This is a genomic window from Pseudomonas sp. PME37.24/025 (assembly GCF_055556615.1).
Genome location: NZ_JBVHNK010000011.1, coordinates 1 through 12,061, shown reverse-complemented (window position 1 = coordinate 12,061; position 12,061 = coordinate 1). Strand labels below are relative to the sequence as shown.

Here is a 12,061-nt window from a genome sequence, read left to right as displayed (position 1 = left end):
CCTCGTTAAACCAGGTAGTCGCTCAGGGCGCTTTGCACACACGGTGAATCGAGCAGCGAACTGCTGCGGAAAAACCGCACGATGTTGGCGACCAGTGGGTGATGGCGATTGATCGGGAAGGCCAGCCCCGACACTTCGCTCTTGAGTGCCCGACGTGCCACATCGCTGATCTGCAAGGCGTCGATCAAGCAGAAGTCGAAGGACTTCTGAATGTCGTTGGTCAGGTAATGGCCGATGAACACCGGGAGGATTTGCGCGATGGACTGGCGGTCGTCTTCGCTCGCGGTGTGCCAATAGATGCGCACCAACCGCGCCCAGAACCCGGAATGGCGACCCTCGTCGAGCAAGTGATCGGCCATCAGGCCCTTGATCGACTGCTTGACCGTGTCGTCCTTGGCGAACGCCGCGACATCGCCGGTCACGGTGTTCTCGGCGATGGCCACGCAGATCAGCTCCACGGCGCTGCGCAGGTGTTCCGGTGCGAGGGCCACGGCCGCCGGAATGGCACGGCTCAGTTCGATTTCATCCGGCAGTCCGATCGGCGCGATGCCGGTCATGGCGACGGTTTGCTGCATGAAATCCATGGCCACCAGGGCGTGGTAATCCTCGTCCACCACCACGGTCATGGCGTCGTAGCGACAGGCGAACGGGAACGCCACGCTGAAGCGGTTTTTGGCGATGCTGCGGGCGGTCTTGTCGACGATCTCGGTTTCGAAAATCACCACGTCGTTGATGAATTTGTAGAGTGTCTGCACCAAGGCGAAATCCCGTTGTTCCGGGCAATCGCGCAGGAAGGTTTCGCTCAGCACCAGTGGCTGACGGCTCAGCGGATAGATCAGTTTGTCGTCGTTCTCCAGTACGCGCCGGGGGCGGGTGCGAATGGTTGCGCGGCTTTCCCACGCATCGGCGAAGGATTGGTAGTCGGCGGCGTTCATGCGTTCACCACTGCAACGGGTTCGCTCATGCTCAGGCGCAAACCGTCCCACAGGGCAATTCGGCTTTCCACGGCGGCAATGGCGCTGGCGTAGACGTCCTCTTCGCGCTGTGGATCGCCATCGACCAGGCGGGCGAGGAGTTTTTCCGCCGCCGGGCCGTGGTCTTCTGAGTCGACCTCGATGTGCCGCTCCAGGTAGTAACGGAAGGTCGGCGCCTGTTCGATGCCGATACCCCAATCGTCGAGAATCTGCTGGAACATCTGCGGAATCACACTCTCGCGGCCATGCAGAAACGCCGCCGCCACACTGTGCCCCGGTGCATGCATCGCGGTGTGCAAGGTGTGGCGCACGAACTGCGCGGCCGCCGGGTCGACGTCCACGCTTTGCAGTGCCACGTCATAGCTCACGCCTTCTTTTTGCAGCGCCACGAAGCGTTCGACGGCGACCGTGCTGGCACCGACTTCGCGCATCGCATCCAGGTACAACTCGAAATGGCTGTAGTGACCATGGGCCGGACGATCATCGGACTCTTCACCGAGCACGATCTCGTTGATCAACCGCGCAGCCTGAGGATCTCGCGGCGGCAGCCAGGGCAGTTGAACGCAGGTCAGTTCCTGTTGCAGGCGCTTGGTCAGCGACATGAAATCCCACACCGCAAACACATGGGTTTCCATAAAGCGTCGAAGGACCGATAACGAATGTATTTCAGAGAAGATCGGGTGCGCACTAAGTTCTGCTTTCTTCTGGTTAAGACGATCTTTAGTCGGTTTCATGAGCGAGCCTATAAGTGATCTGGAATACCGTTGAGGGTGGTGTTGATCAATAAGTGACGGTTGCTTGAAGTTTCTTATTGGCGAACAGGGGCCTCAATTGAATTGATGTTTTTCAGGTGTGTAATCACTAAGCGGTACGTGGTGCCCAGTGTTCATGGGCGGCGGAGAAAAACTAATACACGAATAAAGTTCCGGGCAAGTTATTTTTTAATTAATTTAAGGTTTAACTTTCTCGAGCGCGACAAGTTCCAATAAGACTTTTGTATTAAGTTTTATTTGGGCGTAGTTGCTCCTTTCGGCTTATATAGGCCAAAATTTAAATAAAGAGTGAATGCCTCACTCAAAGCAACTTTCTACTGGGTTCGTTAACGTGATTTGAGGGGGTGGAAGTTGGCTGGGAGCGACGCCGGTTCTTCCTTTCCCGTGGCAAGACTCCTTCCGTAGGTTCTTGGTGCGTCGACTGCTTCGCGGGAGCGATGCGTCGTCCGTCATTATTTGTTGGCAGCCCAAGAGTGAGCGTAATTCACGGCAGTCGCTATCACCCCTGCATGATCTGTCAGGTGCAGTTGTCGGGTTTGAGGGGGCGGGGGGCTTTGAGGAGCAGACATGAAATCGCTGCAGACCGGTCTGGGGTGCGAACGAAAGGAGGATTTGTGAGTAGATTTGTTCGTCGAGTAATCCGGGTGCGGATCAGCTCAATGTCGCGGCAAGCGAAAGCGAGCCGATCAATGGGCTCGCTCGGGGCTGTCGCTGCGGGTTACTTCGAGTTTTTCCTGCGCTGCGGTTCAGAGCTTTCGAGGTAGCGCGTGATGACTTCGACACCCCGGTTGAGGTGGTTTTCGAGCAACGTCACCGAGCGCTCGACGTCCCGCTCTTCGGCGGCCCGCAATAATGCTCGGTGATCTTCCTGGGACAGTTTGCCCAAGCCCATGGCTTCCAGATTGAAACGCAAGAAGCGCTCCTCTTCGTTCAACCCGTCTTCGACGAGCCTCAGCAGCCGCTTGTTGGGGGCTTTGTGGTAAAGCGCCATGTGGAACAGGCGATTGAGCCGGCCGATCTCGGTGTAGTCGTGTTCCGTTTCCAACTCGTCGATATAGCGCGCTGCCTGTTCGAAATCGGCGGCTTCAAGCAAGGGGATCGACCGACGCAGGGCTTCGGATTCCAGCAAAATTCGCAGCTCATAGGTTTCTGCCGCATCGCCCTGGACCAACGGTGCAACCACCGCGCCTTTATGGGCGACCACGTTGAGTAGCGATTGCGCTTCGAGTTGGCGCAAGGCTTCGCGCACCGGCATGCGGCTGACGCCGAACAGGTCGGCGAGGTCTTGCTGACGCAGAGCGATGCCGCAAGGAATGCGACCGTCGAGAATCGCCGCGCGCAGTGTTTCTTCGATCACCGAGCGCGCCAAATGGGCGGGAATCGGCCCGTTGACCTTGATGCTGCTGAGAGGGTTGGGCTTCTGTGTCACAACAAACGCACCCTGATCAAATGAATGGATTTGGATCCAAATGGACACTAGTGACTGCCTGACGGGTTGTCAAACGGGCAAAGGATCGCATTACCCTAAAGTCTAGCGTGCTGGCAATGATCTCACCGTGCCATTGTTTTTTATCGGGCTAACCTGCACCATCGACCGACTTCCACCTGCCTACCCTGGATGCCTCGCATTGGCGGTACGTTTCGCGATCCCTCGGACTTTGCGCTGGCTAGGCTGCGCGCTGCTGCTGGCCGGCGTCATGCTGGGCGGGCTGCATGCCGACTGGGATTTTTCGCTGATCAGCCGCCGCGCGCAGGCATTGTACGGGCCTTTGGGTGAAGGGCAGCAGCGCATCGATGCCTGGCAGCAATTGCTGGCCACGCAGAAGCAGATTGGCGAGCTGGAACAGCTCAACGTGGTTAACCGCTTCTTCAACAAGCAGATGCGTTATGAAGAAGACATCGACCTGTGGCATGAGGTCGATTATTGGGAAACGCCGATCGAAGCCTTGTGGAAAGGCGCTGGCGACTGCGAAGACTACGCTATCGCCAAGTATTTCAGTCTGCGCCATCTCGGTGTCTCCAGTGACAAGCTGCGCATCACCTACGTCAAGGCTTTGCGCCTGAACCGCGCGCACATGGTGCTGACCTACTACTCGAGCCCCGAGGCCATGCCTTTGGTGCTCGACAGCCTGATCGACGCGATCAAGCCTGCCAGCCAGCGAACCGATTTGCTGCCGGTCTACTCTTTCAATGCCGAAGGGTTGTGGTTGCCGGGTGCCAAGGGTAACAAGAAGGTCGGAGACACCAAACGCCTGTCCCGCTGGCAGGATGTGTTGAAGAAAATGCAGGCCGAAGGTTTCCCGGTCGAGACGACTAACTAGGAGCACGCGCTCAGATGTCTTTGTTCAAACAGCTGTTGATCGCTATCTGTCTGTTCCTGGTGGTCGCCTTCACCGGCAGCTTCATGGTCAGTCTGGAAAGCTCGCGTACCCAGTACGTCAACCAGTTGCGCTCCCACGCCCAGGACGCCGCCACGGCGTTGGCGCTGTCCCTGACGCCGAACATCGACGACCCGGCGATGGTCGAGTTGCTGGTCAGTTCGATCTTCGACAGTGGTTATTACGCAAGCATCCGTGTGGTCGATCTGGCCAACGACAAGACGATTGTCGAGCGCAGCGGCATCCCGGCGGTCACCAACGTGCCGGACTGGTTCGTCAAACTGATCGGCCTGGAACCGGCCGGTGGCGACGCGCTTGTCAGCCGTGGCTGGGAGCAGGCCGCGCGGGTCGAGGTGGTCAGCCATCCGATGTTCGCGTTGGCCAAGCTATGGCAGAGCGCATTGGGCAGCCTCGGCTGGTTGCTGATCTGCGGCGCGGTGAGTGCGGTGTTGGGCGCGCTGTTGCTGCGCCGGCAACTGAAGCCGCTGGATTACATGGTCAAGCAATCCCACGCGATTGCTCGCCGCGAATTCCTCAGCCTGCCGGAATTGCCGCGCACCCCGGAACTGCGTCGGGTGGTGCAGGCGATGAACCAGATGGTCGAGAAGCTCAAGGCGCTGTTCCAGGAACAGGCCGAACGCAGTGAAAAACTGCGGGCCGAGTCCTATCAGGACAACCTGACTGGCCTGGCCAACCGACGCTATTTCGAAATGCAATTGAACGCGCGAGTGAGCAATCCTGAGCAGGCCAGCTCCGGCTATTTGCTGCTGCTGCGGGTCAAGGATCTGGCCGGTTTGAACCAGCGGCTGGGTGGTCAGCGCACTGATGAATTGTTGAAAGCGGTGGGCGAGCAGTTGTCCCGTGAGTGCGCCAAGTACCCGGAAACCCAGAACCTCGTAACACGCATTCGGGGTGGTGAGTTCGCCGTGCTGGCGCCGGGGCTGGTGCGCGAAGAAGCGCTGCAACTGGCGAGTAACCTCGAAAGCGCCTTGGCGAGCCTGCATGCGACGGGCGCCACGGACGTAGCGTCGGTGGCTTCGATCGGGTTGGCGCCGTTTGCCCATGGCGACTCGCCGCAAGCGGTCATCGGGTTGGCGGATCAGGCACTGGCCCAGGCGGAAAGTCAGGGCGAACCAAGCTGGGCGTGCCTCGATCACAGTGCATCGGCCCGGGTTGGCGATGACCACCATGCCTGGCACACCTTGCTGGATCAGGCGTTGGATCAGCAGCGTTTCGAGCTGTACTTCCAGCCGGTGGTGGCCAGCCACGACACGCAGGTGGTGCTCCATTACAAAGTGCTGTCGCGCCTGCTCGGTGAGCAGGACCAGACCATTCCCGCCGGGCGTTTCCTGCCCTGGCTCGAGCGTTTCGGCTGGACCGCGCGGCTGGACCGTTTGATGCTGGAACGGGTGCTCGAGCAGATGGCCGACCATGAAGAGTCGCTGGCGCTGAACCTGTCTTCGGCGACACTGGCGGATCCGCAAGCGTTGAACAAAGTGTTCGAGATTCTGCGTCAGCATTCGAATCTGGGGGAACGACTGACCCTGGAAATTGGCGAAGAACAATTGCCTGAGCAAGCGGTGCTGGAACAGCTGACGCGGCGTTTGCGCGAACTTGGGTTTTCGTTGAGCCTGCAGCGTTTTGGTGGGCGTTTCAGCATGATCGGCAACCTGGCGCGGCTGGGGTTGGCGTATCTGAAGATCGACGGCAGTTACATCCGGGCGATTGATCAGGAGAGCGACAAGCGTCTGTTCATCGAGGCGATTCAGCGGGCGGCGCACAGCATTGATTTGCCGTTGATTGCCGAGCGGGTCGAGACCGAAGGGGAATTGTCGGTGATTCGTGAGATGGGGTTGTATGGGGTTCAGGGGCAACTCTTTGGTGAGCCGAAGCCTTGGCGGTGAGGCTGATGCCGTCATCGCGGGCAAGCCCGCTCCCACAGGATTTGTGTGGTACCACAATCCTGCGTTCACCTCCGCCCCCTGTGGGAGCGGGCTTGCCCGCAATGGCGCCCGTGCGGACACCGATTATTCCGGTAGCAAAGTCCTAGGAGATTTCCTTCAAGTTGTAGCGGTGTTGGTGAACTTGTTCCGGCTGAAATCCAAGGCTAGTCTGGCTTTGTCACCGAATAATCGGTGACACGGACGTGCAAGTCCGACCAAACTGTTTAGGTAGCGTGCTGCCATTCCTCTCAATGAGCATTTCGATGTTCACTGCTTTATGGCGGCTGCGCGCAGGAGATCCTCGGATCTGCTGGGTGTCCTAAACAGTCCCGGTCTTGCACACCTGCGCACGGCCGCCACCCTATTCGCGTGCAAGCGAACGGTGACGGCTCCAACTTACTGTTTAGGGTATTTCTTATGTTCAAAGTAACGCCGAATCCGCCAGATGATTCTGGTACCTCAGCATCAAACGAAACCCCCAAATCCCGCAAAGGCCACCTCTTCACCGTCTCCCCCGACATCGACACCGAAGCCCTTCTGGCCAATGCCTCCGAAGACTTGCTGTCCATCAGCGCCATCGCCGCCGACCTGGCGGATGACGTGGAAGGCTCACGGCGTTCAGTAGCCCTGGCGCTCAGCCGAATGGCCGATGGCGTGCAGTTATTGGTGGAACGGGCGCTGGATCACCTTGAATCGCCGCAGATGCAGGCTCGGGCCGAGGTTTAGCAGTTAAATCTGCGGTGTACTGAAGGGCGCCATCGCGAGCAGGCTCGCTCCCACATTGGATCTCAGTCGTTCACATATGCTGTGTTCACTGAAGATCAACTGTGGGAGCGAGCCTGCTCGCGATGGCGTCAGTAAAGGCAACAATGAAGGCAGGGACTAGATCAACCCCGTCTCTTCATCATCGATCAACTGGCTCAACCCGCCCAACGCTTCACGGGCCTGGGTCCGGTCCATCAGCTTGGCTTGTGCGGCCGGCGGCAGGTCGGTGACGCGGATCACGCCTTTTTGGGTCAGCACCTGAATCAAGTCATCGAGTACCCGGATCATTTCCAGGTCGCTCTGCTTGAGCTGCTTGAGGCTGGTCTCCACCACTTCGTGGGCGTACCAGGCCTGGATTTCATGATTATCAGCCGGCAGCGTTTCCGTGGCCTCGGCGTACGCCGTGGCTTCCACGCGCACCAACTGACCTTGTGCATCGCGTTGCACGTAAAACATTGAGCATCCCTCGGAAATAGACCAGCGTCGTGCTGTCAGCAGCATAGGTCAACGCAGGCGAGTATGCGGTGCGACGATGAAATCGTCACCCGTGAGGTGGACGCAAACGTGACGGCCGCCCGCTTTGGGCGGCCGTCAGCCTGCTGATCAGCTGTTGTTGTGATCGATCTTGATGGTCGGATCACTGCCAGCAATCAACGAGTTGATGCTGGCGCTGGACCAATTGTTACCTTCCAGTTTGATCGTCACGTCCGGTGTTGCCGCTGCGGCGTCGGCGCCATTGAACTTGCCGCCAGAGCTGACTTGCAGGGACGAAACACCATCCACCGTGGTGATCTTCAGGAAGTTATCAATGGTGCTGCCGCTTTCGCCCTGCAACAGATCACGCAGGTCGATGCGATCGCCTTCGCTGGCCTTGAAGTCCTTGATGACGTCGTTGCCGGTGTCGCCAGCCTTCCAGATGAAGGTGTCGGCACCCAAGCCGCCAATCAGGAGGTCGTTGCCGTGACCGCCGATCAATGAGTCATTGCCGCTGCCGCCGAGCAGAATGTCATTGCCCTTGCCGCCGTCGAGGAGGTCGTTGCCGCCCTGGCCGAAGAGAATGTCATTACCCGCGCCACCCAGCAGCGTGTCGCTGCCGTCGTGGGCCCCGGACACGTCGAACGCGGTGTAGTGCTCGGTGATGAACTGGTGCACGTTGCTGGTGGTGACTTTGCTGACATCGACGCCGGTCTGCTGGGCCACGAACGCCTGCATGGCCTGATAACCCTCGCCGGCAATGCCATTGAAGCTCACCAGATCGCCGAACAGGATGTCGTTGCCGTCACCGCCATTGACCATGTCGGCACCCGGCATCGTCGCTTCGGTATGGCCGATGACCGAGTTGGCCAGGTCTTTCGGGTCGATGTTGGTTTGTGGCGTTTGATCCGAGTCGTACGGCTTGAGATCGCCGAGGGTGATGTCCGTATTCAGGCCGATGGCTTCTACTGTCGACACGTTTTTCAGCAACGTGAAGCTGCTGGTGGAGTTGTCGATGGCAGTGGAATCGGTATAGCTGCCGGTGCCATCGCGATAGGACAGTTCGTACGTGCCGTTACCTTCGGCATGGAGGGTACCCAGTTCGGTACTGCTCCAGCGCCCCGAGTTTTTCAGAGTCAGCAGCGTGACGTTGCCGGCACTGTCGATGGTCAGGGAGTGAGTGCTGTCCAGGTAGCTGGAATAGGTCTGCCCCAATTTGTAATTGGTGGTGGTGATGACGTCATCGAGCTTCACGTTGCCGTACAAGGTCGGGTTGGTTTGCTCGCCGCTCTGGTAGTAGGTCGGCTTGCCGTCGGTGATGAAGTACGTAAGGTTCTTCGCGCCGGTGTTGGCAATGGCGTCGGCACTCTGGAACCAGTTGGCCGTGGTCTTGAACACGTCCTCGTAGTTGGTGCCGCCGCCGGACGACATCGAATCCAGAACGGATTTGAGCAAGGTCAGGGCGTTTGGATCGTTCAGGTTCACCGATACCGACTTGTTGACCTGGTTATCGAAGTCCACCAGGAAGATGTTCACCGTCCCGGAGTTGCCACCCATGCTTTGCTTGAGGGTGTTGAACACCGCAGTCAGCGAATCCTTGGCCGCGTTGATCGAAGAAGCGCTCATGCTGCCCGAGCTGTCGACCATGAATGCGATGTTGTAGTTGGTGCCCGGCACAACAGTCAGCCCGCCGATATCGGCGATCATGATGTCGTTGCCGTCGGTGCCGGTGATGGTGTCATCGGCGGCGGTGGCGGTGATGGCGTTGTATACCGCCGGGTAAACCGTAACGGGGATCTGTGCGGTGCTTGGCGCCGAACCACCCAGCGCTTCGGTGGATGTCGAGGTGACGGTCAGGGTGAAGTGGCCGTTGTAGTACGGCGGCGGCGTGACGGTCAGGGTGCCGAGGTTCCAGCCGGTGACGTTGGCTTCGCCGGAGGTGGCGCTGGCGGTGAAGGTGTGGCCCGCGCCATCGGTGAGCACCGAGCCCGCCGGGATGCCGCTGATCTTCACGCTCAGGCTTTCAGAGCCGTCGATGTCGGTCAGTGCCGTTTTGATCGCGGACAGATGAACGCTGGTGCCTTCGGCGCCTTCGTTGAGTTTGTAGCCGTCGTAGTAGCCTTCGCCACTGGTGCCGTGCAGGTCGGAAACCGTCACGCCAGAAGCGGCCAGATCGGCCACGCCGGTGTACAGCGGCACGCCGGCGCTGCTCAAGTCGACCGCCGCTCCGCCGTTGATCGACAGATTGACGTCATAGTTGCCCGGGCCCTTCTGGTTATGGTGGTAAATATCCAGGGTGTAATAACCGCTGGTGGTCGGGGTGAACGAACCGTTCAGGTTACCGCCTGCGCCCCATGTGGTTGCGGCCACGTTTTTACCACCGATGGTCACCAACAGGCTGTCGTCACCGGTACCGCTGAAGGTGTATGTCTTGCCGGCTTCGAGGTAGATCAGACCGGACGTTTTCGAGGCCGTCCCGACCGCGACGCTGCCGTCGGACTGAACGTTGGTCACGGTGCCGCTGGAGTTCGGTGTACCCGCGCCGTCGATGACCGATTTCAGCGTGCCGGAAGACGCGCCGTTGCCATCGGTGCCGAGGCCCGACAGACCGGTCCAGACTTCCTTGATCAGGCCAGTCGACTTGACGCTGTTGTCCGCGACGCTCAGGGAGGGCGCGTCGGCAACCGGCGTGATGTCGATTTTCACCGTGCCGGTGCTGCCCAGCAGTTGACCGTCGGTTGGCTGAAACTTGATCTGCGCGTAGTCCGCCTGGTTGTTGCCCACGTTGGTGCCGCCGTAGCCATCGACGCCTGATTCGTTGGCATCTGGCGTGAAGCGCAATTTGCCAGCGTCGATGTCGGCCTTGCTGAACGTCTGGTTGGTCGCCACGTCTTTCCAGGTCGCACCGTCCAGGTACTGCAATTTACCTTCGCCCGGCAACTGAGTGATTTTCACCCCCAGGTTGGCGGCCGGGCTATCGACATCGCTGATGCCGAAGGTCGACCAGCCGAGGATCAGCGGGGTGTCTTCGGTGCCGGTGACGTTAACCGGTGCGGCGGTCGGCGCATCGTTCACCGCCACTACGTTGACGGTGGTGGTCGCGGTGTTGGAGTAGTTGCTGCCATCGGTCACCGTCACGGTGATGATCCGCGGCACGGTGCTCGGATCTTCACTGCTGTTGGTGAAGCTGATGTTTTTGATCTGCTGCATGTAGTCGGCCAGCGTCGCGTTGCCCGACAGGGTCAGGGTGACCGTGCCGTCCTTGCTGTTGGCATTGATGGTGATGCCATTGACGCTGTTGCCCAGGTTCAGCGCGTCGCCCGGCTGACGGTTGGTCAGCACGATGGTGGCGCCGGTCAGCATCGTGCTGTCCGGGTCGGTGATTTTCAGGTCGGTGTCGCCGATCGAGACGCCTTGGCCGGTGGTGCCTTCAGTGAAGGTCACGTTGTAGTTGGCCCCGGTGGCGCCGCTGGAGTTGTTGGCGTCCAGGTCGAGAACCGGCGCTGCATCGTTGTCGATGATCGAGGTGCTGACGCTACCGTTGGAAGCGCTGACCGCGAGGTTTTCGAAGTTGCCGCCAGTGGCCGAGTCGATCTTGACCACGAAGTTCTCGGTGCCTTCGGTGAGCTTGTCGTCCAGCGTCGTGACGTCGAAGCTCGCGCTGCTGGCGCCCGCCGGGATTTTCACGGTGTACACGCCGGTGAAATCCGAACCGTCGGCGGCGGTGCCGCTGTAGACGATTTTCAGCGTCACTTCGGTCTGTGCCGGGTGAGTCAGGCTGACGGTGTAGCTGGCGGTCTGGCCTTCGGTGACCGAGGTGCTGCCGCTGATGCTGACTTCGGTTTTGTCGATCGTGTCGGTGACGGTGGTGACTGCCGCTGTGTTGCTGGTGACCAGGTTTTCGAAGTTGCCACCGGTGGCGTTGGAAATGGTCGCCTGGACAGTGCCGGCGTCTTTGTAGACGTCGTCCTTCGGCGCATCGACGGTCACGGTGCCAGTGGTTTTGCCGGCGTCGATGGTGATCACGGCGCCGTTGCTCAGCGTCACGGTCACCGGAGTGCCGGCGGCGTTGGTCAGGGTTGCGGTGTAAGTGATCTGGCTACCTTCGGCGACCGAGTTGGTCGCGTTCAGGCTGAGAGTGGTGGTGTCGACGGTGTCGGTCACAGTGGTGCTGACCGGCGATTTATCCGCCACCAGGTTCTCGTAGTTACCGCCGCTGACGCTGGTGATCGAGTTGGTCAGCGGGGTATGACCGGCCAATGCGTCGTTCGGTGCGGGGGCGGTCACGGTGCCGGTGGTTTGACCGACGTCGATAGTGATCGTCTGACCGTTGGCCAAGGACACGGTGACCGGGCTGCCAGTCACGGGGGCCCCGACAGTTGCGGTGTAGGTGACGGTGCCACCTTCAGCCGCTGAAGCGGTGGCATTCAGGGTGACGGTCGAGGTGTCGATGGTGTCGGTGATGCTGGTTACTGCTGGGGCAGTGCTTGGCACCAGGTTTTCGAAGTTGCCGCCGGTGGCGGTGGAGATGGTTGCCTGGACAGTGCCGGCGTCTTTGTAGACGTCGTCCTTCGGCGCATCGACGGTCACGGAGCCGGTAGTTTTACCCGCTTCGATGGTGATGACGGCGCCGTTGCTCAGCGTCACGGTCACCGGAGTGCCGGCGGCGTTGGTCAAGGTTGCCGTGTAGGTAATCTGGCTACCTTCGGCGACCGAGTCGGTCGCGCTCAGGCTGAGAGTGGTGGTGCTCGCGG

7 protein-coding genes and 1 pseudogene are annotated in these 12,061 nt (G+C 59.8%); 3 read left to right on the top strand and 5 right to left on the bottom strand.

All coding sequences use genetic code 11. The annotated features are described in order from the left end of the window. Positions 1 to 5: 5 nt before the first annotated feature. The 3 genes from ACZ3HH_RS20020 to ACZ3HH_RS20010 form a co-directional block, all read right to left on the bottom strand. A complete protein-coding gene (locus ACZ3HH_RS20020) occupies positions 6 to 935 on the bottom strand; it encodes a diiron oxygenase (protein ID WP_465806980.1) in 930 nt (309 codons plus the stop codon). Next, positions 932 to 1,708, bottom strand: a complete 777-nt coding sequence (locus ACZ3HH_RS20015; RefSeq protein ID WP_465806978.1) for a DUF3050 domain-containing protein — start codon at positions 1,706 to 1,708, stop codon at positions 932 to 934. The genes ACZ3HH_RS20020 and ACZ3HH_RS20015 overlap by 4 nt, the downstream gene beginning before the upstream one ends. Before the next feature lie 757 nt (positions 1,709 to 2,465). Beyond that, complete coding sequence (locus ACZ3HH_RS20010; protein ID WP_465806976.1) at positions 2,466 to 3,176, bottom strand: GntR family transcriptional regulator; 711 nt, start codon at positions 3,174 to 3,176, stop codon at positions 2,466 to 2,468. Positions 3,177 to 3,375: 199 nt separating this feature from the next. Here ACZ3HH_RS20010 and lapG point away from each other — a divergent pair, with 199 nt between their 5' ends. The 3 genes from lapG (at position 3,376) to ACZ3HH_RS19995 (ending at position 6,794) form a co-directional block, all read left to right on the top strand. Then, positions 3,376 to 4,068, top strand: a complete 693-nt coding sequence (gene lapG / locus ACZ3HH_RS20005) for a cysteine protease LapG (protein WP_038978373.1) — start codon at positions 3,376 to 3,378, stop codon at positions 4,066 to 4,068. Between the two features lie 14 nt (positions 4,069 to 4,082). Then, positions 4,083 to 6,029, top strand: a complete 1,947-nt coding sequence (gene lapD / locus ACZ3HH_RS20000) for a cyclic di-GMP receptor LapD (RefSeq protein ID WP_465806973.1) — start codon at positions 4,083 to 4,085, stop codon at positions 6,027 to 6,029. 456 nt (positions 6,030 to 6,485) lie between these two features. Then, a complete protein-coding gene (locus tag ACZ3HH_RS19995; protein ID WP_465806971.1) occupies positions 6,486 to 6,794 on the top strand; it encodes a DUF6124 family protein in 309 nt (102 codons plus the stop codon). A gap of 156 nt (positions 6,795 to 6,950) precedes the next feature. On the opposite strand, the gene ACZ3HH_RS19990 is transcribed toward ACZ3HH_RS19995, so the two are convergent. Together ACZ3HH_RS19990 and ACZ3HH_RS19985 are read right to left on the bottom strand one after the other, a co-directional pair. Next, on the bottom strand, positions 6,951 to 7,289 hold the full coding sequence (locus tag ACZ3HH_RS19990; RefSeq protein WP_465806969.1) for a tryptophan synthase subunit beta: 339 nt from the start codon (positions 7,287 to 7,289) through the stop codon (positions 6,951 to 6,953). Between the two features lie 147 nt (positions 7,290 to 7,436). Next, positions 7,437 to 12,061, bottom strand: a pseudogene (locus tag ACZ3HH_RS19985) (LapA family giant adhesin); the annotation flags it as partial.